The 25,423-nt window shown below is 44.9% G+C and carries 22 protein-coding genes; 14 read left to right on the forward strand and 8 right to left on the reverse strand.

The features are described 5' to 3' along the window. Nucleotides 1-171 precede the first annotated feature (171 nt). Entirely contained in the window at nucleotides 172-1,833 is a 1,662-nt protein-coding gene (locus D4T97_RS01205; protein WP_164525420.1) for a sigma-54 interaction domain-containing protein, read from the forward strand. A 36-nt stretch (nucleotides 1,834-1,869) separates the two neighbouring features. On the opposite strand, the gene menC is transcribed toward D4T97_RS01205, so the two are convergent. The 3 genes from menC to D4T97_RS20360 all read right to left on the reverse strand — a co-directional run bounded on the left by menC (nucleotide 1,870) and on the right by D4T97_RS20360 (nucleotide 4,640). Then, complete coding sequence (gene menC, locus D4T97_RS01210) at nucleotides 1,870-3,012, reverse strand: o-succinylbenzoate synthase (RefSeq protein ID WP_126046866.1); 1,143 nt, start codon at nucleotides 3,010-3,012, stop codon at nucleotides 1,870-1,872. Then, complete coding sequence (locus D4T97_RS01215; protein WP_126048005.1) at nucleotides 2,993-4,150, reverse strand: M20 peptidase aminoacylase family protein; 1,158 nt, start codon at nucleotides 4,148-4,150, stop codon at nucleotides 2,993-2,995. Before D4T97_RS01215 ends, menC begins: the two co-directional genes overlap by 20 nt. A gap of 334 nt (nucleotides 4,151-4,484) precedes the next feature. After that, nucleotides 4,485-4,640: a hypothetical protein gene (locus tag D4T97_RS20360; protein WP_164525421.1), complete on the reverse strand. Its 156-nt coding sequence runs from the start codon at nucleotides 4,638-4,640 to the stop codon at nucleotides 4,485-4,487. 315 nt (nucleotides 4,641-4,955) lie between these two features. Here D4T97_RS20360 and D4T97_RS01220 point away from each other — a divergent pair, with 315 nt between their 5' ends. From D4T97_RS01220 to D4T97_RS01230, 3 genes are read left to right on the forward strand one after another with little or no spacing between them, the layout of a single operon-like run. After that, nucleotides 4,956-6,167, forward strand: a complete 1,212-nt coding sequence (locus tag D4T97_RS01220) for an efflux RND transporter periplasmic adaptor subunit (RefSeq protein WP_126046868.1) — start codon at nucleotides 4,956-4,958, stop codon at nucleotides 6,165-6,167. Next, nucleotides 6,151-6,831 (forward strand): ABC transporter ATP-binding protein, encoded by a 681-nt coding sequence (locus D4T97_RS01225; protein ID WP_408021580.1) that lies wholly within the window; start codon nucleotides 6,151-6,153, stop codon nucleotides 6,829-6,831. Before D4T97_RS01220 ends, D4T97_RS01225 begins: the two co-directional genes overlap by 17 nt. Next, nucleotides 6,828-8,036, forward strand: coding sequence for an ABC transporter permease (locus tag D4T97_RS01230; protein ID WP_126046870.1), 1,209 nt, complete (start codon nucleotides 6,828-6,830; stop codon nucleotides 8,034-8,036). Before D4T97_RS01225 ends, D4T97_RS01230 begins: the two co-directional genes overlap by 4 nt. 34 nt (nucleotides 8,037-8,070) lie before the next feature. Here D4T97_RS01230 and D4T97_RS01235 read toward each other — a convergent pair whose 3' ends face one another. Beyond that, a complete protein-coding gene (locus tag D4T97_RS01235) occupies nucleotides 8,071-9,129 on the reverse strand; it encodes a C45 family autoproteolytic acyltransferase/hydolase (protein ID WP_126046872.1) in 1,059 nt (352 codons plus the stop codon). Nucleotides 9,130-10,132: 1,003 nt separating this feature from the next. Here D4T97_RS01235 and D4T97_RS01240 point away from each other — a divergent pair. Further along, a complete protein-coding gene (locus tag D4T97_RS01240) occupies nucleotides 10,133-10,690 on the forward strand; it encodes a DUF488 domain-containing protein (protein ID WP_126046874.1) in 558 nt (185 codons plus the stop codon). A 211-nt stretch (nucleotides 10,691-10,901) separates the two neighbouring features. Here D4T97_RS01240 and ilvA read toward each other — a convergent pair whose 3' ends face one another. Then, nucleotides 10,902-12,170, reverse strand: coding sequence for a threonine ammonia-lyase IlvA (gene ilvA, locus D4T97_RS01245; protein ID WP_126046876.1), 1,269 nt, complete (start codon nucleotides 12,168-12,170; stop codon nucleotides 10,902-10,904). Between the two features lie 99 nt (nucleotides 12,171-12,269). Beyond that, nucleotides 12,270-12,929, reverse strand: a complete 660-nt coding sequence (locus tag D4T97_RS01250; RefSeq protein WP_126046878.1) for an SIMPL domain-containing protein — start codon at nucleotides 12,927-12,929, stop codon at nucleotides 12,270-12,272. A gap of 112 nt (nucleotides 12,930-13,041) precedes the next feature. On the opposite strand from D4T97_RS01250, the gene D4T97_RS01255 reads away from it, so the two are divergent. Together D4T97_RS01255 and D4T97_RS01260 are read left to right on the forward strand one after the other, a co-directional pair. Then, entirely contained in the window at nucleotides 13,042-13,791 is a 750-nt protein-coding gene (locus D4T97_RS01255) for a MerR family transcriptional regulator (RefSeq protein WP_164525422.1), read from the forward strand. Continuing rightward, the gene (locus D4T97_RS01260) at nucleotides 13,788-14,414 is read left to right on the forward strand and encodes a hypothetical protein (RefSeq protein WP_126046882.1); all 627 of its coding nucleotides are present in this window, start codon (nucleotides 13,788-13,790) and stop codon (nucleotides 14,412-14,414) included. Before D4T97_RS01255 ends, D4T97_RS01260 begins: the two co-directional genes overlap by 4 nt. A gap of 12 nt (nucleotides 14,415-14,426) precedes the next feature. On the opposite strand, the gene D4T97_RS01265 is transcribed toward D4T97_RS01260, so the two are convergent. Continuing rightward, entirely contained in the window at nucleotides 14,427-17,465 is a 3,039-nt protein-coding gene (locus D4T97_RS01265) for an efflux RND transporter permease subunit (RefSeq protein ID WP_126046884.1), read from the reverse strand. 456 nt (nucleotides 17,466-17,921) lie between these two features. Here D4T97_RS01265 and D4T97_RS01270 point away from each other — a divergent pair, with 456 nt between their 5' ends. From D4T97_RS01270 to D4T97_RS01295, 6 genes are all read left to right on the forward strand, one after another. Further along, nucleotides 17,922-18,830: a hypothetical protein gene (locus tag D4T97_RS01270; protein ID WP_126046886.1), complete on the forward strand. Its 909-nt coding sequence runs from the start codon at nucleotides 17,922-17,924 to the stop codon at nucleotides 18,828-18,830. Between the two features lie 15 nt (nucleotides 18,831-18,845). Further along, entirely contained in the window at nucleotides 18,846-19,487 is a 642-nt protein-coding gene (locus D4T97_RS01275) for a DUF4129 domain-containing protein (RefSeq protein WP_126046888.1), read from the forward strand. 14 nt (nucleotides 19,488-19,501) lie between these two features. Continuing rightward, nucleotides 19,502-20,632, forward strand: a complete 1,131-nt coding sequence (locus D4T97_RS01280) for a DUF4350 domain-containing protein (RefSeq protein WP_126046890.1) — start codon at nucleotides 19,502-19,504, stop codon at nucleotides 20,630-20,632. Next, nucleotides 20,629-21,558, forward strand: coding sequence for an AAA family ATPase (locus D4T97_RS01285; protein WP_126046892.1), 930 nt, complete (start codon nucleotides 20,629-20,631; stop codon nucleotides 21,556-21,558). Before D4T97_RS01280 ends, D4T97_RS01285 begins: the two co-directional genes overlap by 4 nt. Then, complete coding sequence (locus D4T97_RS01290; protein ID WP_235872119.1) at nucleotides 21,509-22,870, forward strand: DUF58 domain-containing protein; 1,362 nt, start codon at nucleotides 21,509-21,511, stop codon at nucleotides 22,868-22,870. The genes D4T97_RS01285 and D4T97_RS01290 overlap by 50 nt, the downstream gene beginning before the upstream one ends. Nucleotides 22,871-22,949: 79 nt before the next feature. Next, complete coding sequence (locus D4T97_RS01295) at nucleotides 22,950-23,225, forward strand: hypothetical protein (protein ID WP_164525423.1); 276 nt, start codon at nucleotides 22,950-22,952, stop codon at nucleotides 23,223-23,225. Nucleotides 23,226-23,291: 66 nt separating this feature from the next. Here the strand turns inward: D4T97_RS01295 and D4T97_RS01300 are convergent, their stop codons facing one another. After that, a complete protein-coding gene (locus D4T97_RS01300) occupies nucleotides 23,292-24,260 on the reverse strand; it encodes a stage II sporulation protein M (protein WP_126046895.1) in 969 nt (322 codons plus the stop codon). 100 nt (nucleotides 24,261-24,360) lie between these two features. On the opposite strand from D4T97_RS01300, the gene D4T97_RS01305 reads away from it, so the two are divergent. Then, nucleotides 24,361-25,167 (forward strand): RDD family protein, encoded by an 807-nt coding sequence (locus D4T97_RS01305; protein ID WP_126046897.1) that lies wholly within the window; start codon nucleotides 24,361-24,363, stop codon nucleotides 25,165-25,167. The last annotated feature ends 256 nt before the right edge of the window (nucleotides 25,168-25,423 follow it).

A 25,423-nucleotide genomic window follows, 5' to 3' on the forward strand; every position in this document is an offset into this window, starting at 1 on the left:
TAATATAGTTGCAACAAACATGCCAATCTTTAGAAAAAAACAAAATGTGATAAAATAGAGTCAGTTCATATTAAAAACGCTTTCACTAAATATATTGGATGCAAAAAAACAGCTGCAAATTTGCGATTTTGCGCAAATTTTGCTTAAAGAATGCTCGGGGGGATGAGGGTAATGCGAATTTCAGATATGGGCTCTGTATTTGCACAAATGAATGAGGGTGTGCTGCTTCTTGATGGGGAAGGCAATGTTATATATGAAGCGGGGGATGTTGCCGCAAGCTTATCTAATTTATTGTCTGTGAGCAGCGGGGCAGATTCAATAATAATAGACGGTAAAACGTATGAATTGAAAGTTCAGGAAGTAGTTGTCGGAAACAGACAAGTAACTATTATTCTCGTAAATGAGGATGATAGAGGTACTAAGCTGGCCGCGTTGGAGCAAATCGTTGATTCCATCAACCAAGGAATCATGGCGAGCGATTCTGAGGGCAGGATTTTCATTTACAATGAAGCTCAAGAAAAACTGGAAAATATGAAAAGGGACGATGTGATCGGAAAGTATTTGTGGGAGGTTTATCGGATCGACCCCAAGACATCAGAGCATAGAGGGGTCTATAGAACAAGGGAGCCGATCATCGGCCAATACAGGGCGCATGCATACATAGACGGCGAGCCGCAATATACAACTTATAGCACCTATCCTTTAGTGAAAAACGACAAATCTCTCGGAGCTTTCTCCATATGTATGAATGATACGAAACTAAAAAAATTGCTTCATGAAACAGTGGAGTTGAAAAGGAAGCTTTTTCAACCGCCAAAAGCAAAAAACGAAACGGATAATGGTACATCTTTTAGCTTCGAAGATATAAAAGGAGAAAGTAGTGAGTTAAATAAGCTGATACAGGAAGCGCAAAATTTTGCTGTATATAATACCGATGTCTTAATTGTCGGGGAGACCGGAACGGGGAAAGAACTATTTGCCCAAAGCATCCATAACTTCAGTCCACGGGCAAACAGCCCTTTTATTGCAGTTAACTGCGCTGCAATCCCGGAAACCCTGCTGGAAAGCACGTTGTTTGGAACAACAAAAGGAGCATATACTGGGGCGGTAGATCAAGCAGGTCTCTTTGAATATGCCCAAAAGGGCACACTGTTCCTGGATGAAATCAACTCGATGCCAATGTCTTTGCAAGTAAAGCTCATTAGGGTACTAGAGGAGAGAAAAGTAAGAAGAGTGGGCTCAAACATTGTCACCCCGGTTAATTGTCAAATTATCACAGCATCCAATGAAGATCCGCAGGTCCTCATAAAAAAAGAAAAATTACGCCTGGATTTGTATTATAGAATTGCAAAGACTTGTTTGCTTATTCCACCGCTTAGAAGCCGGCAAAAAGACCTTACATTTTATTTTCGATATTTTATTAGTAAATGCAATGAGAAATTCAATAAACATATAAGGGGAATATCAAATGAGTTGGAAGAGTTGTTTTTACAATATGATTGGCCCGGAAATGTTAGGGAATTGGAGCATGTAATGGAAAATATCGTATTACGAACGGATCCCTCTGATCAGTATCTTGATTTAAAGCATGTTCCCGATTATCTAAAAGCAATGATGGAAAACGAAGAAGAGAAAAGGAAGTCCATCGGGCAACAGGAAGACACGGTTAAAAGCGTGCAAAAATTGTCAGAGGACAACATAAAAAACGAACTAGAAAAAACGAACTGGAATATTACGCAAGCTGCGAGAAACTTTGGACTATCACGTCAAAACCTGCAGTATTATATAAAAAAATTCAATTTAAAAAAAGAAGAAGATGTAGTTGAAAAATAAAAAGTCCAATTCATTTGTGAATTGGACTTACCCTTGTCAAGGTATCGGATGCGGCGTCTCCGCAGTAGTTATGCTCTCTTTTTCAACCGTCAGCTGTTCAAGCTTCTCACGGTTGACTTCAAATCCAATCCCCGACCCTGTGTGCACCTGGATGATTCCGTGATCCATGGTGACTTCAGGTTGGATGATATCTTCGTCCCAATAGTGGGAAGAAGGAGCGGTATCTCCCGGAATTGTAAAGTTTGATAGGGAAGTCAACGCGATGTTGTGAGCACGACCGATCCCTGTTTCCAGCATTCCGCCGCACCAGACTGGTACTCCGTTATCCCTGCACAGATCGTGGATCCGGATAGATTCACCCAATCCTCCAACACGGCCAATTTTAATATTGATGATGCGGCAGCTGCCCAGTTGCAGGGCTTTCCTCGCATCTTCCAGGCTATGAATACTTTCATCCAGGCAGACCGGAGTCTGGATTTCTTTTTGCAGTGTCGCATGGTCAATAATATCATCATGGGCAAGCGGCTGCTCGATCATCATGAGATTATATTGATCGAGCTTTTTCAAATGCTCGATGTCGTTTAATGTATAAGCAGAGTTGGCGTCAGCCATCAAAGGAATGTCCGGGAATTCTTTGCGGACCGCTTCGATATAATCCAAGTCCGCTCCAGGAGCAATTTTCACCTTTAGCTTTCTAAATCCTTCGTCCACATACTCGCCGATTTTCTCCACCAATTTTTCAGGAGTCGCCTGGATTCCAATGCTTTTTCCAACCTCGATTTCCGTTTTTGTTCCACCGATCAGCTCAGATAGAGGCATGTTGTTTTTCTTCGCAAAGACATCCCAAATTGCTGTTTCAATCGCAGACTTCGCAATCTGGTTTCTTCTGACGAAGGTGAGCATGTCATGGACATCCAGCGGATGCTCAATCGTTTTATGAATGATCTTTGGAATGAGGAAATCTTTCAACATATAGACAGCAGTATGTGTGGTTTCCTCATTATAATAAGGTTCATCACTTGTTGTCGTTTCTCCCCAACCGGAAATCCCTGATTCATCAATGGCTTCCACAAGACAAATATGCTTCTCCTCGAATGTGCCGAAGCTCGTTGTAAAAGGCGCAACCAATTTCATTTTTACTGTATGAAGGATAACTTCTTTAATTTTTACGGGTTTCAATGCTGGCTCTCTCCTTTTTGGCTATCACTTGAACAATTTCTGCAATTATATCAATTCCATTAAATAAAGCTTCACGATTAAAAGTCATATGCGGATGGTGGAGCCCGGGTTTCAAATCGCATCCAAGCCCGATCATCGTTGCTTTCAATTCCGGTTTTTTGATCGTGTAAAAATGGAAATCGTCTCCGCCCGGTGTTATCAGCGCTTCCATCGTCTTTTCAGGACCCAATACATTGGAAATTGCCTGTCTGGAAATCTCTTCGGCTTCTGGAGCAACTTCCGCTGCTGGAATTCCGTAATCATCGGTAATTTTTATTTTTGATTGAAAAAGCTTCTCCGTAGCTTCCAATGTTTCATAGACTTTTTCGGTTAACTGTTTCATATGCTTGTTCGTCTGTGCTCTCAGGTCAAAAGCCAATGAGGCTTGGCCCGGGATGATGTTTGTGCTTTTTCCGCCAGCGTGGAACTTTGTGACTTTTACAGAATACGGCACAGTGGGATCCAGGTGGATGGCGTTAATTGCATTCACAATGTGAGTTCCGACATCGATGGCATTACTCGTCAGATGAGGTCTTGCTCCGTGAGCATCGTCACCGATAATGTCACATTCGATTGAATTGGCGGCCCCATGAATGATTGCTGGGGTTGCATACCCGTCCGGTGCCTCCTGTACGGGACGCAAATGGATACCGAATAAATAATCCACGTCATCGACAGCGCCTTTTTCAATCATTTTCAGCGCTCCGTCACCGACCTCTTCCGCCGGTTGGAAAATAAAACGGATTGTCACTAGGTCCTTAATGGAAGGATCTTTAGCTAGTTTCCATAAAGTGCCGAGCACCATTGTCATGTGGGCATCATGGCCGCATGAGTGGTTGGCCTGGAACTTTCCGTCCACTTCCTGCCATAGGGCATCCATATCCGCGCGTACCGCGACAACCGGTTTGCCGTTTGCAACATCGCCGAAATCAGCTATGACGCCTGTACAATCGCTGAATGTCTGCACTTTGCAGCCTGCTTTTTCAAGATGCTCTTTAATAAATCGGTTAGTATTCTCCTCCTCCCAGCTGAGCTCGGGATGAGCGTGAAGGTAATCAAAGGTGTCATAAACGTGCTGTCTAAATTGTTCGTCTGGCATACTTGGTGATTTCCTTTCCAAATAACGTATTTGTGTGAAAAGCAGGTGATTCCGCTTTTACAGTATGTCTGATGGTTTATTATATGAAAAATGGGTATGAGAAGTCGCCCTGGATAGCTGTCAACAGCCGAAAAAAGGCGAATGACCATCCATTCATATTTGGCGCCTATTTGTTTCACATAATATTGTGCGGGCATGATGTTCTACTATAAATTATAGGCTTCTAGAATAGGGGAATCAACTGATCGAGTGAAATTGTTTGGAAAGTCTGAAAGATGGAATTGTTTCGGAGACTTTTTTATAAAAAAAGAAGGAATGAACGCGGGACATTTATTTAATACTTTTGGTGGTTTCTTTTATTGAGTGCATGGGCGAGTACCATGACATCTTCCATGATATCGGCCTTTTTATTGTGTGGAGAGCGCTCGTAGTCATTGAGCAGACGGCGCATCTCTCTAACGAAAAGTTGACTTTCTTCTGTGATAAACATAAGGTGGCCCCCGTAATACTATGTTTTTAAAAAATTCAAAGTTCGTGGCACAAGATTCATCGCGGCAGGTTCCCTCATCAATTCCTCCTTAAGAATCTATTCTTCCTATATCCATTATTTCAGTTTTTAAACATTTGTAACATTATTGTCATATTCACTGTAGTGGTTTCCTCTCCTTATACCGTCTAATAGAGGAAAGGATACAAAAGAGAGAATTTTGAATCCTTTTGATCGTTGAATCGTTATCATTCATTGTCGGGTTCTTAAGGGTTCCTGAAAAAAGGAAGAACCAATTACTTGCTAGGGGGAAATATTGTGAAAAAGAAAGCCTGGATATGGGCAGCAGGTTCTATTGTTGGGGTATTGGTGTTGGCGCTTGTGGTCACATTTGTTGTTAGGGCCCAAGCTGGAAAAGTGGCAGGAACCGAGGTTGAAGAGCCGGTGACTGTTCAAAAAGTATCGGAGCGGGAGCTGAGCGAAACCATTTTGGTGACTGGAAAAATTGTGCCGGAAGATGAGCAAAAAGTGTTTTTGGAGCCGGACAAGGGGGAAGTGACGGAATTCAAAGTGAAGGAAAACCAGAAAGTGAAAGCCGGAGACCCTCTATTTGTCTATGATTCTTCCAAATTACAGTCAGAATATAATAAAGCCGTCAGAGAAAGGGATCTGGTGGCAAAAAGGTCCCAAACAGAAATCAATCAGATAGCAGATATGAACAAACGGATTTCAAATGCGAAAAAAGCACCTACTTCTTCAGGAGATGGGGAAGAGAGCGAAGTGCCAGCGGGTGACGTGGACGCCCTGACAAGCGAGAAGCTTGAAATGGAAATCCAGCATGAAAGTACAAAATCGGAAATTGAATCCGCTCAGGAACAGATCAATGATTTAAATGAACAAATTAATGAAATGACTATCACAAGCAAAATTGACGGAATCGTGGTAAAAGTGGACCGGAACGCGGTGAGTACGGAGGGCGCCGCTGCAGGCCCGGCTGTACATATTATCTCAAGCCAGCCGTTTAAGGTTATCGGATCGATGAGCGAGTTTGACACAGTGAAAATTAAGGAAAAACAAGCGGTGATCATTCGTCCGAAAGTTTATAAGGACAGAGAGTGGAAAGGCGTTATCGAATCGGTTTCCCAATTTCCGAATGAAGAGGGTGGAGAAGAGGAATTTGCCGGCGGCGGAGGCGGTGGTGGGGTCACCATGTATCCATTCAAGGTTGCCATAACGGACGATACGTCTGAACTCCGTCAAGGCTTCCATGTTTCATTGGAAATCAAAATTGACGGAGACGGAAAGAAATTGGCCATCCCTCATGCAGCGATAAAGGAAGAGGGCGACATTAGTACAGTTTTTGTGCTGGAAGATGGAATATTAGAAAGCCGTGAAGTAAAAACAGGTGTATCTAATGATGAATACATCGAGATTAAAAAGGGCCTGAAAAAAGATGAGCTTGTTGTGATTGCTCCCCATGAAGGCATGCACGAAGGAATGGAAGTGACCACCTTTGATGAAGTTGAGTGAGATTACAAAGGTGTACGGGAATGGGTCACTCCAGGTTCCGGTCCTCCATGGCATTGATTTGTCTGTCGAAGACGGTGAATTTATCGCCATCATGGGGCCATCGGGATCAGGGAAATCCACGCTGATGAATATCATTGGTTTCCTTGATTACCCAACAGCCGGCACGTTTGAGCTGAATGGGGAAAATATCAGTTCAGCGAAGGAGAAGCAGCTGGCACTGCTGCGAAATAAACATATTGGATTTGTATTCCAGCAATTCTTTTTGCTGCCGAGACTGAATGCCTTGAAAAATGTGGAAGCCCCACTTATATATGCGGGTGTTCCCAAGCGGGAAAGAACGGAAAGGGCTATACAGATGCTGGAAAAAGTAGGGTTGGGTGATCGCATGAAGCATTTGCCCAACCAGCTTTCGGGAGGACAGAAGCAAAGGGTGGCGATTGCCCGCGCTCTTGTGAACAACCCGACGCTCATTCTGGCGGACGAGCCTACAGGTGCTCTTGATTCAAAAACAAGCGCACAAATTATGGAGTTACTTGTCCAGCTAAATCAGGAAGGGAAAACGGTCATCATCGTCACTCATGAAGAGGAAATCGCGGATTACACAGATAGGATTATCAACTTGAAGGATGGAAAGATCATAGATGACCGGAGGACAAGGCCATGAATATATGGGAAAGCTTCAAAGTCGCCCTGTCGTCAATATGGAACCACAAAATCCGGTCTATTTTAACGATGCTTGGAATCATCATTGGGGTAGCGGCGGTCATTGTCATCGTGGCGATTGGTCAAGGTGCAAAGAAGCAGATGACAGATGAATTATTCAGCACGGATAAAAATGTCGTGGAGCTTTATTTCGAACCGATTCAGACGGAAGATGAAATGGACATGTTCTGGCAAGAGCCCGAATTGACCTCTGAGGATTTGGAGTTTTTAGGAAGCGTGCAGGGAGTCAAGTCTGTCCTGGCCACTAATCAAGGCTGGGGATCCCTAATGATCAACGACAAGCAGGGGGAGATGGATACAATCACTGGTGTGGACGGCGAATATTTTACCGCTCGAAACATTCAAACGGTGGAAGGTCGTCCTCTGAATGATCGGGACAACGATGGTTTGAACCGTGTGGTAATGATTGATACGGTTGCTAGAGATAAGTATTTCAAAGCCTCGGATGATGCCGTTGGGGAAATCATTGATTTGAATGGAAACCCTTATAAAATTGTGGGGGTCTATGAATCTCCGATTCCAGAGCAATTTCGTTGGTCTGAAAATGGAGAAATGGTCATGCCGAGGTCAGTCGTTTCCATGATGTTTGGAAACAGAGAAATTGAACAGCTGGCCATCATCGCAGACGATCCGGAACGGATTTCTGAAATCGGGATGGGAGCGGCTGCTGCTCTGACAGAACACAAAAAAATGGAAGACGGCCAATACTCCATTCATGACTTTTCCGAATATGAAAAGGAAGTAGAAACGGTCATCACAATGATGACACTGTTCATCGGAAGCATCGCAGCCATTTCTTTGCTAGTCGGCGGAATTGGGGTCATGAACATCATGCTCGTATCCGTGACAGAGCGGACGAGGGAAATCGGTCTCCGCAAAGCCCTAGGAGCCACGAGGGGAAAAATCCTGCTTCAATTTCTTATCGAGTCCATCACTTTAACATCATTGGGCGGACTTATCGGAATCGGCCTGGCAGCGGTTGGAGCTTTACTCGTTACAATGCTCTCTCCGATCACAGCCATCATCAGCCCAGTCGTTGTTCTGATTGGTGTCGGATTCTCGGCATTTATTGGTATCGTTTTTGGCATACTGCCTGCCAACAAAGCATCCAAGCTGAGTCCAATAGATGCGCTGCGATATGAGTAGAAATAGAGAAGAGCCTCCGATTAAATTGGAGGCTCTATCTTTTAAACCAGTCGGCATTTTTATCCATATGTACAAACGGAATATCCGTGCCGACCTCACCTGAGATTTGTTTTTCATCAATATTCTTGCCGCTCAGCCAGGTTCCAAAATCAAATTCCATCGGTTCCTGATCTCCGCCAAGCGCCATCCACGTTTTCATTTCTTTTGGAAAATAGGCGGACGTATGAATCGTCCCGGCCCAACTGCTATATAAATCTGAAAAAACTCCCTTATCCGTATCGTTGAGGAGGCGGAAAGCGTTGTATGCATCGGAAGCGGGGTTTTTTTGAATTTCTTCCAGCCGGCGCTCGGAATCCGCGAGGTGATGCCGATTCTCATGTTTTAACACTTCAAAATGATTCGTGCAGACATTCGATTGCCTTACCTTGATCTCCCTTGGAGTGGCCTCCACGATGTACGTTTCGCCGCTGCGGTCATACACGATATAGCTGAACGAATGCCGGTGCGGAATTTCTTTTAACAGAGAAACGGCTTCCTGCACATTAGCGCACGTCTCTAAAACGAGCCTTCCGATCATTCCACAAATAAATCCGTCTTTAGGCTTTTTCCGATTCATAAAATTGTAGCCCATGGCCAGCCCCTTTTCATTCAGTCCATCCGAACGCCCGGTAATTCTTTGGCTCGGTCCAGCAGTCGCATAACCGCCGTCTGACGGCTGAAAAAACAAGTAACGCCCTTCGTACGTCTTCGGATGATAATCATAATTGCGGATCATATAGCCGTCACCGGTCAATATTGAGCATCCTGATTTAGGGATTTCCAACCGGTACCCGCCAAACTCCGTGAGCGCACGTTCGATAGGCCACTCCAGTGCCTCTTGGAGCCCAAGGATTTCATCCCAAATGCCGGGGGCAATGGATACGATGGCTGCTTTTGCTTCCTTGGCATCAATGGTAAACCTGGGCCTGCGCACCTTCCATTGATTCTCCCGGTTTTTCAAGGTAAGAGAATCTTTTAGAAGCTGTCCCTGCATGTAGCCGAAATCGGAGTGGGATCCTCGGAACTGGATAATATCGGTGTAGATTTTTTTCATAGCGGCCTCCTTTCTTATGGTTAAGCGTATAATAAAGTTTTATGCTTGTCGATAACGTGTTAATCGTAAATGCTTCGTCCAGCTCCAGCGCCTATCGACTAGCAGACTTCGCGCCTCTGGTGCTCCTGCGGCGCAGCTTATTCAAGGAAGTAAAGCTCACCTCGTCGCAAAGCGCAGGAAGCTTCTCGAAGAAGCAGCTTGCCTACGATAAGTCAACATCGGCTCCTTCGTCGCCGTGTTTCCTTTATCTCGTTGGAGGCACTATTGTCTAGTTGCAGACGGCAGGGGCTCGAGGTCGCTTCGGTCAATCCAATGAAGTCAAAGAACGACTTCACTGGATCGCCCTCCAGCGCTTGTCGCCCCTTAACGGCCGTCTTCCACATTTCAGCTTAGTCTGTACGTCGATGAACAGGCGCTTGCGCTTTTGTTTTTAAAGATTATTTTAGAGGAAAGACAGGGGTGATACAAATGAAGGAAGTGGAAGCTCTTAGGAATGAGAAGATTATCAAGGGATCCTAAACGTGTTTTGTTTTAACTTTATGGAAAAGGGGTAGAGATGCAAGGTAGATAAATTTCTGCTCAAATTAGGTTGGATAGCGAGTGTGGCTATCATGATACTTGGCGAAGGCGGTGCCGGTATTGATGCATTTGAAAGGAATGCATAGTTTTTTATGAGCAGAGTTTGTCTGATTAACGTATCGATACGGAAGTGTATGTCCTTTCTTAAGAATGGGTTGTACATACCAATTGGATCTGCAGCGGATCGGATATAACTCAGTAACAGTTTTTTTATACATGAGATGAAGCAAGCTTGCTGACAGTATGAATGAAAGGCCGCCATTACGGCGCTGAAATCAAACATTCAAAAAGGGGTTAGCCGGGTGCGCCTGGTTGGCCTTTTCTTGTTCTCCAGGAAATCTGGCTTCCTAATTGGTGCCCATGCTTTATTTCTGGCATTTAGTTAGATCTCGTCCGTTTTCTTAAAAAAAGGAGGTCAAATCTGTTGGAAATCTATACAATCGGCCACTCCACGCATACGGAAGAGGAGTTTCTGGACATGCTGAACCATTGCGGAATTGAAATGGTGGCGGACGTTCGTGCTTTTCCCGGCAGCCACAAGTTTCCTCACTTTTCCATAGATCATATGCCGGGCTGGCTTGGCGAGAATCAGATTGAATATAAGCATTTCCGCAAGCTCGGAGGCAGACGGAAAAAATCCAAGGAGACAGACCCGGAAATAAACGGCGGGTGGAACAACCGCTCTTTTCATAATTATGCGGATTATACGCTGACGGAGGAATTCCGGCAGGGGATTGACGATTTGACGGAGGAAGCGTCAGTGAAAAGGGTCGCCTATTGTTGCTCGGAGAGGCATCCTGCACGTTGCCACCGGCTGCTGATCAGCAATTGGCTTTCTGCTGAGGGATGGAAGGTAAAACATATTATTGACGGAAATAAAGGAGAAATCGATGTGGTCGACCATAAGCTTGGCAAATGGGGAGCGGAGCCGGTCATTTTGGAATCCGGCATCCCCGTCTACCCAAAAACAGATTCGACATAATTCGGGGAAGCTCGAGGAGTGACAGGCACCAAAAAAGACGCCCCCTCGGGGCGTCTTCCGCTTGTCCAGATCCAGCGTCCAGCGACTAGCAAACTTCGCACTCCTTCACTACGATAAGTCAACATCGGCTCCTTCGTCGCCGTGTTTCCTTTATCTCATTGCGGAGTGCTCCAGTTTGTACGTCGCTAAACGGACGCTTCTTCTTTTCTTATCAAATCAACAAATGGAAAAGAGTGCTGTCCTTGTTCACTTCTGTATAGGAAATGTTCCTTTGCTCCATCCGCTCAATCAGTCCAGCATAGTCCTCACGGCGTTTTAATTCGATACCGACTAAGCCTGGGCCTCTTTCTTTGTTGTTTTTCTTTGTATATTCGAATGTGATAATATCATCGTCAGGTCCAAGCACTTCGTCCAGGAATTCCCTAAGTGCACCTGCACGCTGCGGGAAATTCACGATGAAATAATAGAGTAATCCTTCGTAGATCAATGACTTCTCCTTGATTTCCTGCATTCTGCTGATGTCGTTGTTGCCGCCGCTGATGACGCAGACAACCGTTTTTCCTTTGATTTGGTCTTTATAAAAGTCCAATGCTGCAATTGGCAGAGCACCTGCCGGCTCAGCAATGATAGCGTGCTGGTTGTAAAGGTCCAGGATGGTCGTGCATACCTTACCCTCCGGCACAGCAACAATATCGTCGACATATTTCCGGCACAGTTCGAATGTTTTCTGTCCGACACATTGGACTGCCGCCCCGTCAACAAATTTGTCAATGGCGGGAAGGGTAGTTACGTTATTATTTTCCAAAGCAGCTTTCATGCTCAATGCTCCGGCTGGTTCAACGCCGATCATTTTTGTGTGAGGGGACACATTTTTAATATAAGTGCCCACTCCAGCCATCAATCCGCCGCCGCCAATACTTCCGAAGACAAAGTCGACTGGCTCATGGATATCATTCATCACTTCGACCGCGACAGTTCCCTGTCCGGCGATAATATCGTGGTCGTCAAATGGATGGATAAAAATACGATCTTCTTTTTCAGCATACTTATTTGCCTGGGCGGAGCTTTCATCGAACGTGTCGCCAGTCAATACAACCTCTACATAATCACGGCCAAACATTTTTACTTGGTTGATTTTTTGTTTAGGAGTTGTTTGCGGCATGAAAATGGTTCCTTCAATTCCCAAAGAAGCGCAGGCATACGCGACTCCCTGTGCATGGTTGCCGGCACTGGCGCATACGACGCCTTTTTCACGTGCATCATTCTCAATCGTTTTTATTTTATAATAAGCACCACGAAGCTTGAAGGAGCGAACGTGCTGCAGATCCTCTCTTTTCACATACACATTGCAATCATACTTTTCTGATAATCTTTCGTTTTTCTGCAAAGGTGTATGTGCCACTACATCTTTTAAAAACTGATACGAGATGAGAATATCTTCCAAATTTAAAGTTTTCGTCTTTTCCTCCGTTGTGTTCATGGCGTCATCTTACCTCCGCTTTCGTATAAACATTTCTATATTATAGCATGAATGTGTGAAGATTAACACAGGAGTTTTCTAAATATTTAGGGGGAACGGTTACATTAGAACATAGGTAAATTCCGCATGAATATGACTAATAATTTCCAGCATGCCAGGATGAAAGGTAGTGGACGCTTCACTTACAGCAAAGGTTTTTGTCTGGTAAGGGACGATGTCATCACTGGTGATTTCTGTAACCGAAAGCGGCACTTTGGATAACTGCACGTTCAACGTTTCAGCAATGGACTCCGCTTTCCGGCGGGCGTCCACAACTGCAAGGGACAATGCCTGTCTGTAAAGTCGGTCGTAATCTGAGGTTTTGAAAGTGATGCTTGATACAACATTGGCACCATTATTTACGGCGGTATCGACAATGGTTCCAGCCCTGGCGATTTCCCTGACTGTAATCAAAAGCATGTGATCAACCTTGTAGCTCCTGAAGATCTGTTTGCCTTCCATATAGTCATACTGTGGATGGATGGAATAATCGATAGTTTGTACGTCATTATCCTGTATTCCCGCACTCATCAGCGCTTTTTTGATATTGGAGATGGCCCTTGCACTTTCCTCCTGCGCCACGCTCAATAAGGCATTTTCCGTAGAAACCCCTAATCTGACTTCCGCAATGTCCGGCTCAACAGTAATTTTTCCTTTACCGGATACTTTAATGATGTTCGGCTTTCTTTTCGTTGTTCTGTATGGAGATTGATAGTACAAGAGAGTCTCCCCGCTTTCGAGTTTGTTTTAATAAAAAATTTCTAAAGGACTTGAAGTTGACGCTACGTCAACTTGTATAATGGCATTAGAAAAAAGAGATGGGGTGTTCAGTATGATCACCATCAGCCAATTATCGAAAAAAGCCAATGTGACCCCGAGAACTTTGCGCTACTACGATTCAATTGATTTATTAAAACCGTCCGGTGCTACTGAAGGCGGACATCGCACATACAATGAAAAAGATATTTTAAAGCTCCAGCAAATTCAATTTCTAAAGAAGGTCGGCTTTTCTTTAAAGGAAATTAAACAGCTGATTGAAAATGAAGACTTGGATTCTATCGAGTATTTGGAAAATCAGCTGAATTATATCCGGTCGGAAAAGAAGGCCCTTGAGAAAATGGAAAGGGATTTGACAGGGCTTCTTCATTCTTATTCCATCGAAGGCCGGCTGAATTGGGATCTTATTTTTCAAATGCTGCAGCACCAGCAAACGGGTCAGATGGAGATGAAAAGACTCTCAAAACGCTGGTTTGGCGAAAAAGCGGTTGAAGTGAACGAAAAGCTTCCTAACCTAAACGACAATGACAGCGAGACAAAGGAATGGATTGATTTGTTAACGAAAATTCAAAGCGTAATGGACCAATCCCCTGATTCTGAAGAAGTACAAATGATTATCGAAGAAATATGGTTAAAATCAGAAGTGCTATTTGGAAAAGATGAACAGCTTCAACAGCAATTATGGGAAGTCCGGAAATCGCCGGAAAAGTCGTTGCAGCTTGGGTGGTACCCGCTGGATGAAAAACTTCTCCTGTTTCTAGACCGGGCCTTTGCCGTATATGAAGCAAGGAGGAACCAGACATGACTGAATTCATCCTTCACTATAAATGGTTATTCCTTATCATGGGAGAAATCATATTTTGGGTAAGTCTTTTTGGTTTTTTTATCGTCAGATATGCTTTGGGATGGGAAAAACTCAGTAAGTACTTTATTTTCCTTTGGCTTTTTAGTGATGCCTGGCTATTGATTCTCGGCATAATGGACTATAGGAGTACGGGCACATTTGATACGTTCCAAGTCGTTATTCTCATCTTTCTATTTTATGCGGTGACATTCGGAAGGAATGATATGAGGAGGCTCGACCGCTGGATGAAAAGAACCATCAAAAAATGGAAAGGCGAGCCTCCCGATGAAGCGGAAAAAATTGAAAAACTTTCCGGCATGAGTTACGCAATCATGCAGGGGAAGGAATTCGCCCTTCACGTAGCCATGTTTGCCGCTGTGATCGCTGTCTTAAGTTTCTTTATGGATTTTCGTGGATTCAATTATTTTTTTGCGAACGGTTCCGGAGACATCATCGAAACAGTAATAAAAAACGGCTGGTTTGTTGAGCCTACAGTCGGGAAAATCACCGGCGTTTGGACGCTTATATTAATCATAGACGCTGTCATTACAGTTTCATATTTTATAATTCCAAAGAAAGCTTGAGAGAGGGCACGCTTATAGGATGCCCTCTTTTTTATTATGGGAAAAATCCGCAACGGATTCTTTTCGGAACGGTTTAACCAAGCTGTAAATAGCCGGTACGATGAATAGAGTCAAGAAAGTTGAGCTGGCCAGCCCTCCAATCACAACAATTGCAAGTGCCCGGGAAACGACTCCGGCTTCGGATGAGATAGCTAGGGGCAATAGGGCAACCATTGTGGCGATGGCTGTCATTAGGATTGGCCGGACACGCGTCACGCCGCCTTCCATCAAAGCTTGTCTGCGGTTCATTCCTGCTTTCTCGTTTCGTTTTACGCGGTCAAGAAGGACAATTGCGTTCGTTACGACGATTCCGTTCAGCATTAGTAAACCAATCATTGCAGGCATGCCGATCGGTTCACCGAGGGCGAACAGGCCACCAATGGCTCCGATGATAGAAAACGGTATGGCGGCTAAAATGACGAAAGGCATCACAGCTTCACCGAAAGCAAGAAGCATGACAAAATACACAAGGATCACGCTGACCGCTAATGCGATCCCCATATTGATGAAGCCTTCCCGCATTTCTTTTGCTGCACCTTCAGATGTCAATGTTATGCCTCGCGGAAGATCGAGTTCATCGATTGCTGCAAAAGCATCGTTTGTCACCCGTGATTGGTTCTCGTCCGTAATGGTTCCGTACACCTGTAAATATTCCTTTTGGTCAAGGCGGGAAATGTCTATGGCTCCCAGCGTTTGTTTTATATTACCGAGTTCCTTAAGCTTGATAGGCTGACCCAACTGGTTTGTTATTTCCTGCTCCTCAAACTTTGATACATTGGACATGTTGTCGGAATGCAGCTGAAGGATGACATCCGCCGGCTTTTTTTCGATGTCTATGCTCGTAATTGTGCTGCCTTCAATCATTGTTCGCAGGCTCATCGCAACCCCGGCAGGTGTTAGACCATTTTCGGCCAACGCACCGTGATTGAAGTCAATGTTTACTTCCGGCTTTTGACCTTCAGAAGAGCTTCGTACATCTGCAAGGCCATCCACCTTCTTGAGTGCCTGTAAAATCTGTTCGGACGCTTTGGAAATCGCCTCTGAATTAGGCCCATTTATGATAATCCTAAAATGAGAATCGACCCTCATCCCGCCAATGCCCACCAGTACAATGCTTTCTGCGTCCTTAATATTTGCAAAATCGCTTCGCAATTCATCTCCCAGGTTGTCAACATCTGTCTCTTTTTTGACTTGATAGGTGATTTGGCCATGTTCATCACCGGCAGTTGTATAAATCTGTATGACATCCGGGTGTCCTTCCAATGTTTCTTCCACCTGCTTGACTACACGTTCCGTCTTTTGAATGTTGGAGCCGATTGGCATGTCTATTTCTATGTTGAAGCTGGTGGCTTTTTCGTTTGGCAGGAAGTTGAAGCCGATCCATCCCATGGCGGGTATCGCCGCACTTCCTGCTAAAAGCACTATGGATAGGGCAAGTGTGATCAGCCGGTGGTCAAGCACCCAATCCAGCACGCGCCGGTAAAGTCGTTGAATTCCATTCTCCTTATGTTCCGTATGCTCCAGCTTGAGCAGGAAGAGACGGGATAATAGCGGCACCGCCGTAATGGCAACAAGAAGTGAGAAGAGCAGGGACACGACAACAGTCCAGGCTAGCGGGACAAAAAACTTTCCGACGATGCCAGGGACGAAAGCAAGCGGCAGGAAGACGGCGACGGTTGTCATTGTTGAAGACGTAATGGCTACAGCCACTTCCCTGGTGGAGTCCTCCACAAGCTCCGGACTTCGGTTCTTTGATATACGGACCCGGCGAAACACGTTTTCGATCACAACGATAGAATCATCGATCACACGGCCCACCGCAACGGCGATCCCGGCTAAAGTCATCATATTTAATGAATAGCCAAAGTAATTCAATACGATGAATGAGGCGCACATCGACAGCGGTATGGAAATGACCGCAATGATCGTGGACTGTATGTTGCGTAAAAATAGAAGTGTAACAATTGCGGCCATTAAAGCACCGAGAAGCACTTCACGCAGCATTCCATTGACGGATTTCTCGATTTCGCCGGATTGGTCGATCAGCAGTTCTTGGTTGATGCCGGTCGGAAGCGTAAGTTCATCCATTTCCTTCTTGACGTCCTTGACTATGCCGACAACGTCTTCGCCGCCTTTGGCCGTAACGCTGACCGTGACAGCAGGCTCCCCGTTCATTCGGGAGATGGAGTGGCTCTTCGCTTCAAATGAAATATCGGCGATATCGCTTAAGCGGAAGGTCTCCAGCATGCCGCCTGCTTCTTGCAGTGATTCAGGTGTTGGTACCGCCGTAAGCTGTATATTACGGACGTCCTCCAACGACGCCATCTGTTCATCCAAACGAATGGGCAATACATCTTTAGGTGTACGGATATCTCCAATCGGGATGGACACATGGTTGGCCGTAATCATTTGTTGAACTTGATCAAGAGTAAGGCCTTTTTTCTTCAAATCATCCGGGCGTACGCTTATGTATACATTTTTTTTCTGTTCTCCCCGAACTGTGACTTGATCGATCCCTTTAACAGAGCGTATGGCAGGTTCTGCTTCATCCTGGACAAAACGCTGAACCTTGGATTGGTCTGCACCGCTGAATGAAATCATATAAATGACATCGTCCAATGATTCTCTGAAAAAATGTGGTTCTTTTATCGTTTCAGGTAGGTTGGCTTTAGCGACAATATTCCTGACTTCCTCTTCAAGGGCGTCCATATCTGCGGACATATCCGCTTTGATCATTCCGTGGAAATTATTCGGATTTGCCCAAGAATAAACACTGACAGCTCCTTCAATATTGGCAAACTCTTTTTCCAAAGGCTCTCCAATATCCCGCATCGACTGCTCGGGCGAAGCTCCGGGATAGATGATATTTACGTGGAAATATGGAATATCGACATCTGGGTATTTCTCCATCTTCATTTGGCTGACTGAAAAAAGCCCGCCGCCGACAAGCAGGAAAATCAGGATAAAAACTGCCAGCGTATTTTTCATACTAAAGCGAATCAGTGACTTCAATTAAATGCCCCCTTTATATTTTTTTCTTATCTGGAAAACGAGTTTATCTAGTCTCAAATCAAATTTGCCTGTTCAAATGAAGGAAATTCAATCTGGATGGAGTAGTTTCAGAAGTTGGAGGTGATTGTAAGAAGGCCGAATCTACCTTCGGCTTGATGTCAGTCATCGTGGTGTCAAACTCTTCTTGCAAGCACGATTCGATAATATGTAACCAGCGTTGATGATATGCATGCTGTAGGAGAAATTTTCGTTAATCAAATCATAACACTTTTGAAAAAATAATAGTTCGAAAGTAACGAAATTTCGGTATGTTTTATAGAAAAGAATTTCTACAAAAAAGCACTTTGGCTTTATGTCAAGGTGTGGAAAAAAGTAATCATAAAGTTTTTCGTAAAACATGTCTGAACAATGATAAAATAATCGATATGGGTATTTTTAGGAGGGTTATGAGAACAGATGGATGAGAAGTTTAGTAGACCGAAGGGGTTTGGCCAGATTCTTGATCACACGTTCGGATTAAGCAAAAGGCATTTCAAGGACTTCTTTTTAATTTTACTTGTTTTCTTGGGTCCTATTTATCTGCTTCAGGCGTTTATCCAGCTAGTTTCGGGCGTCAGTTTTTTTAGAGAGGTCGGGGCAGGAGAGACATGGTTTGAACAGATGGTCATGAGTTTCGGCGAAACGGAAAACGCAAGCTTGGCGGCCGATTTAGGGATCGCATTAGTAGGGCTGGTTACAATTTTCGTGGCACCTGTTGCTACTGCGGCAATCATGTTTGCGATTGACCATTTGCGAAAAGGTGAGGATTATACGGTCGGTTCCGTGATTAAGCAGGCATTTTCACGATATTGGCCAATGCTTGGTAGCACAATCTTGTTTTGTTTGATTGCGTTTGGTTTGTTTGTTGTACCGGTGATTCTCGTAACGATTGCAGGTGTTGTCGGAGCGATTGTTTTTCCAATTGTCGGAATCATTTTGGCGATTGTGCTTTTCTTGGGATTTGCAGTCGGGATTGGACTTTTATTGACCCGCTGGAGCTTTTATTTCGGTGCTGTGATCTTCGAAGAGGAGACTCCCGGACTCTCACGCAGCTGGAAATTGACAAAAGGGCGGACTTGGGTGCTCTTTGGATTATTTATCATCTTCTCTTTGATTATCACCGTTATCAGCACTACGTTGGAATTGACCTTTGGAATGCTTCTTGGAAACAGTGTGCTGCTCTCACTCATTATCAGTGCAGCAAGCATCTTCACAACGATGATTTTTACCGTAGGATATGCCGTCATGTACTTTGACTTGAAGATCCGGAATGATGCCGATGATTTGAAAGAAATGATTGGGGAATATCACACACCACAAATTTAGGTCAGGTGATTGTTCATGTTGGATGCCGATCAGGCTAAAGAAAGGCTGCAGGAAATATTAAGCAGAACTGAATATACAATTTATGGCGATCAGTCGAAAAGTTTGCTGCAGACCTGGTGGGATAACGCCAAGGAATGGATGGCCGAGCAGCTTGAAAAACTTTTTCCTTCTTATGAAGCAACGAGCGCAGCAGCAGGCCCAGTTCTGACGCTGATCATTGTCTTGGTCGTCATCGCGCTTGGCGTAGCTGCATACTTCATCATCCGAAATACACAGCGGTCAAGAGCGCACCGCGATAAATCGCCACTCCAATCGATGAAGGAACTGGATTGGACATCCGATATGCATTTGTCCGAGGCGCTGAAACAGGAAGGCCAGCAGGAGTACTCACTCGCTGCCCGCCATTTGTTTTTGGCGCTCCTTCTTTATTTTCATAAAAAAGAATGGCTGGAAGCAAGGATCTGGAAAACGAATTGGGAGTATTATGATGAGTTAAGAAAGGTCAACAAAGAATGGGCAGACCAATTTTACCATCTGGCGCGTGTTTTTGATGAAGTGACTTACGGCGAGCGGCAGCTTGAAAAGCAAGAGTACGATCAGTTCCGCAAAGAAGCTTATGTGTGGCTGGAGGAGCCGCGGAAATCAATGGAAGGATAGGAGGGGCGCAAGAGTTGCAGAGATCAGGAAAAAGAACTTGGGTTTTACTTGTCATTTTTCTTTTATGTTTTTTTGCCGGCGGATATTTTTTACAGTCCCAGCAGCCTGCCGCCTATCCCGACTACGTTTCCGACTCACCTTCACCAACAGGCACAAAGGCTATGTATACATATTTAAAAGAAGAATCGGAATCTGTTCAGAGGTGGAAGAAGCCGCCGCAAGCATTGGATGGTGAAGACGGCGGAAAGGTTCTTGTCATGGTTGAGCCGCGGTTTATGCCGAAAACAGAAGAGTTGAAGACTTATGAGAAATTCATGGAATCTGGTAATACGATTTTGCTATTTCAGAAGAATCCGCAGGGGATGTTCGGTTTAAAGACAGACTTCGTTGAGGCAGAGCCGGAAAAAGGGGTTCTTTATGATAAAAATGATGTCAGGCGCAAGGCGGAGATGACGTACATGAACCGCCTGCAGACGAGTCAGAAGGATGACATCCTTTTATATGATGATGCCGGAACGATTGCGCTTGAGCGTCCGTTCGGAGAAGGCCGGCTTATCGTATCAGTTTTTCCGGAATGGATGACGAATGGAAAGATTCTTGATAAAGATCACGTGGAGCTCCTCGTTTCATTGATGAATGAAGCAGAAGGCGGGCAATTTTTATTTGACGAGTACATACATACGCCTCAGGGCGGGGAAAAAGCATTAAACGCCTATCCCATGTGGTTTTTGCTCATTATGTTCCAGGGAGCGATACTTGCCATCCTGTGGCTTTGGTACCAAGGGAAACGGTTTGGCCCGATATACAGCCCGAGAGAAGCGACTGTCCGATTCAGTGATGAGGGGATCCGAGCATTGGCTGCCTGGTATATGAGGAGCAGCCGCTACCATGATTCAATCGTTATTCAGGCGGATTATTTAAAATTTTTGCTGCAGGAGAGGTGGCACATTCCTTACCGAAAGGACTGGAAGGAACTGTCTGCCCTTTTGGAATGGAAATTTGGCGGCCAGATGGCTAAAAATGAGCTGGATTCCTTTTTGGCAGGTCTAACAAATGTTTTAAATAAAGAAAAGCTGAGCAAACAGGAATACTTATTATGGTCGAAGAAAATTGACCGGATGAGGAAAGTGGTGGAAGAGGGATGAGTACACAAGTATTGACTTTATTGGAAAAATACGAAGAGCGGATTTTGGGACAAAGCACGAATCTCAGACTCTTGCTGTCTGCAATTCTCGCGGGCGGCCACGTGCTTTTGGAAGGTGTGCCGGGAACGGGAAAAACAGCAACGGTCAGAACGCTTGCGGAACTATTGGGCGGACAATTCAGCCGTATTCAGTTTACACCCGACCTCCTTCCGAGCGATATTACAGGAAGTGTAATCTATAACGTGAAAGAGGGAACCTTCGACACGCTGAAAGGACCGATTTTTACAAATATCCTGCTGGCGGACGAAATTAACCGGACCCCGGCTAAAACGCAGGCAGCCCTTTTGGAAGCGATGGAAGAAGGGCAAGTCACCATCCAAGGCACGACCTACCCGCTAGCTGATGTGTTCTTTGTTGTGGCAACCCAGAACCCGATTGAATTTGAAGGGACATATCCGTTGCCGGAGGCACAGCAGGACCGTTTCCTGTTCAAGCTGCACATAGAATTTCCAAGTTTTGAAGAAGAGAAAGATGTCCTGAAGAATGTGATTGAAAACAACTTTAAATCAGCGGCTTTATCGCCTGTGCTCGACATGGCCGAGTTTTTAAAAATAAGAAAAGAGATTGAGCAGGTCACTGTGAATGACAGTGTCCTGGACTATATCATGCACATTGTAAGAAAGACTAGGGAAACAGACGCCATCCGGTTCGGGGCGAGTACAAGGGCTGCGATTTCGATCGGGAAAGCCGCCCAGGCGTGGGCCTACCTGGACAACCGGAACTACGTGACCCCAGATGATGTGAAAATGGTTGCTAAGCCGTCACTCAGACACCGGATTCAATTAGCCCCGCATGTGGAATTGGAGGGAGGATTCGTTGACCAAGTCATTGAAGAGCTTGTGGGCTCGGTTCCTGTTCCAAGATAGGGGGATATTGCCGACCAAGCGGCTGCTGTTCATTTTCCTGGGCGTTTCCGCTTTCTTTGTTCTGATTGGAATTTTTACAGATCTTTCGTGGATGTACGTTGTGGCCATGAACGTGATTGTTTTTTTTGCCAGCTTCCTGGATCTGTTTTTTTCTCCGAGAAAAAAGGATCTGAGCTTTAAACGGAATATGCCGGCAGAAATGGAGCGGGATCTTCCGTATACAGTGGAGGTTGAAATCAAGAATAGAGCGGCGCGTCCATTTTCGTACGCGATTGTCGATAGTTTACCGCAAACTTTCAAGCGGCCGTTCCCTGTCCGGGGTGTTGCTCCGGATGAAAGGGTTTTGAAGGCTTCGTACGAAACGAGTGCAGAAGTTCGAGGAGACTACGAAACCAATCGTCTGTACTTCCGTTATAAAAGTACTTTTGGATTGTGGGAAAAACAGACGACAGTCGAATTGCCGCACGCTCTGAGAGTCATCCCGGACATGACTGAAACGAAGCAGTATTTGCAGGATGCTCAAAAATTTTTATTGCATGAAGGCATGCACATCCGCAAATTTCAAAGCGGGTCAGGGGAGTTTTCCCAGATCAGAAAATACGCGGCAGGCGACGATCCACGCATGATCAACTGGAGGCAGACAGCGAAGCTTCAGGAAGTCATGACAAACGAATATGAGCCTGAGCACGGAAAGTATATTACGATTTTAATAGATTGTGGAAGAATGATGGGAGCGGAGCTGAAAAAGGGCAACCGTCTGGAACGGGCGCTAGAAGCCTCCATGACTGTCGCTGCTGCTGCATTGCGAAAAGGCGATTACGTGGCAGTCCTCGCTTTTTCCAAAGACGTGAAAGTGTTTGTTCCGCCTGCAAAGGGCATGGAACATATGCAGACCATACTCAAATCAATCTATGATTTGCAGGTCGACCCGGTGGAATCGAATTACGCGTCAGTTTTTTCGTTCTTGGAAACGATGCAGAAAAAGCGGAGCCTCATGCTATTGTTCAGCGATATCCGTACTTTTCTGTACGAAGAAAACGCCCTGGCCTATTTGATGCGGATCAGGCGGCGCCATCTATTTTTCATGATCGGGTTGGAAGACCAGGTGATCAAGCAAAGGATCAATGAGGCGCCTAAACAAGTAGAGCAGGCCATGATCAAAAGCATCGCCCAACAGCAGATGCTTTTTAAAAAGAAAGAAAAGGCCAAATGGGAGAACCAGGGTCTGCTCATGGCCGAAGCCGATGAAGAAAAGCTGGCGGTTGCATCCGTCTCTTATTATATTGATTTAATGAACCGAAATCTTTTGTGAGGGGAAGCGGACATTGCCGGAAATATAGTGCGGTTTGATGCGGATAAGGCTTGAGTTGGGACTGCGGGGAAATGTAATCTTGTCTGGAAGTGATACTGTCCGGGTTGTCAGGAATCTGTCCGTTTGGAAAGGATACTGTCCAGTTTTTAAAAATACTGTCCGTTTGGGAAGTAATACTGTCCAAGATTCGGAAATACTGTCCGATTTGGCAAGGATACTGTTTAGATTCCGGAAATACTATCCAGATTCAGAAACTGCAATCCGGCATCAGGCCGTTCGATTTGAATCTTGGACAAAGAAAAGACCTGGGCGTTTCCTCGCCCAGGCTCAAACTATAAAAGGTAAGAAAGTGTAAAATCTGTCTAAGTTTTCATTCAGGAAAATATGCGCTATGTCTAGCTCCAGGCGCCTTGCGCTTTTCTTATTCCAATACCCCGCTCTCCTTCAGGAAGAGTCTCTTTCCTATAATGAAGTAGAAGATCAAGCCAAGGACGGTTGCGAAAGCGACGAAATATTTTGCTTCCAACGGGATGGGCGCCGGAGTGATGAAGCCTTCGATGATTCCGGCAATGACGAATAGCGGGATTGTGCCCAGTAAGAGCTGGACGGAACGCTTTGCATTTACCTTTAGCTGGTATCCCCTTGAAAGGTGTCCAGGCACAAAGAGTTTGTATCCCATCAGGAGTCCTGCTCCGCCTGCGATGAAAATGGCAGTCAGTTCGATCATCCCGTGAGGGACAATGTAAGCCCAAAATTCATAGGTTTTACCGTGAGTCCAAAACAAAGCGGCGAGGGCACCGATGATGATGCCGTTGTAAATTAAGATGTAGACAGTCAGTAATCCAAAGGTGATTCCTCCGGCAAATGCCAGCATGGCCACTTGGATGTTGTTGGTCATGATGCTGGCTGACATCACGGAGGAATCCCATCCGCTGTTATCTCCGATTGCTTCCGGATCGACGCCATAGGCAATCTCAGGAGGAAGAATCGCATACATATTTTGGGGGTCCTGGAGAACGGATATGTAACTGCCGATTGCACCGATTGTAAAAAGAACCAATGCTGCAACGACAAATTTCCATTGTTCCCAAAGCAGGCGGATAAATGTTGTACTGAAAAAATGGCGTACCTGGTGCATGCTCGATATTTGGTCTTTATATAATACATTATGGGATTTGGAAACAAGGCCGTTTAAATAAACTGTAACTTCTTCTTTTGGGAAATAAGTCTGGGAGTACGAAAGATTTTGAGCGGCCTTTTGATAGAGTCTGTAAAATTGATCAATGGTGGATCCCGTTACATCTTTTTTTCGTTTATGCATCGTTGTGACGAGCTGTTCCAGCTGCTTCCAGTCATCACGATGTTTTTTAATAAATTGTTTAACATTCATGCAGGCAGTCACCTCTTGTAATAGATCTGCATCTATACTCTATTATTATAGTAACACTCCTAAGTAATAGAAGCATCAACTTGGGAAAGGAGGAAAAACCATGGAAAAAGACCGAGTCGGCATAAAAACGCCTGAATTCGTTTCTATACAATTCCAATTAGCTGGACTGGGGAGCAGAGCAGCAGCTTATTTGCTCGATAGCCTCATTTTGTCCCTAATCAATATACTCGTTGTTATCGTCCTATTGATCCTTTTGACCGGCGGTGCTTCGTTTTCCGCATTGGATGATGAGATCAGCTCCATTATTTTCGGCATCGCGATCGTCGGGCTCTTTATCCTTAACTGGGGATATTTTGTTTTTATGGAATTTTACTTTGGCGGAAAAACGATCGGGAAAAGGGCTCTCGGCATTCGGGTGATCCAGGATAACGGCCATAGCCTGACGTTGCTATCGAGCTTCATCCGCAATGTGATGCGTATTGTTGACTCGCTGCCTGCCAGTTATTTAACGGGACTGCTAATGATCTTTTTCCATCCACAGCATAAAAGGCTCGGGGATTTAGTTGCTGGAACGATTGTTGTTCACGAAAGGAAAGCGAAGCGTTTAGGAAAGCTTACGCCTGTTGAAAAGGAAATTCAAAGCAGAGGACTGTCCAAACACGACCTTACAATTGATGAATTTTCCCTTAGCGCGCTAAATGCCCAAGATTGGAATCTGATTCGTACATACAGCAACCGTCTAATGCAGCTGCCTTGGGAAGAACGCCACGATTTGACGAAGCAAGTGGCGGAGATTCTGTTTCCGAAAATCGGATGGGAGACAGGAGGAAAAAATACCGGAGAACTGGAGGACTCGCTTCTTGTTTTGTACTTGAACATGAAGGACGAGTGGGAATTTGAACTGTAGGCCAGCTACTCTGTAAAATTAAGGGCAAGTGAATGTGCCTTTTTATTGGCAGAACAGACGTTTGTCTTTAGTGTCACACATTTAAAAAAGTTAAGTACATCACTTATATATAGTGGTGTACTTTTTTGTTTATGAGACCTCTAAATGACCTCACTTATTACAAAAACTTGCAGTCGAAGAATGCTCAAAGTGAGTAGCAATTGTTATTATATTAACGGGCCAGATTGTGGAATAATGAATATCTTTAATCTATCTA

This window comes from Siminovitchia acidinfaciens, assembly GCF_003605385.1.
Classification (GTDB): domain Bacteria; phylum Bacillota; class Bacilli; order Bacillales; family Bacillaceae_C; genus Siminovitchia; species Siminovitchia acidinfaciens.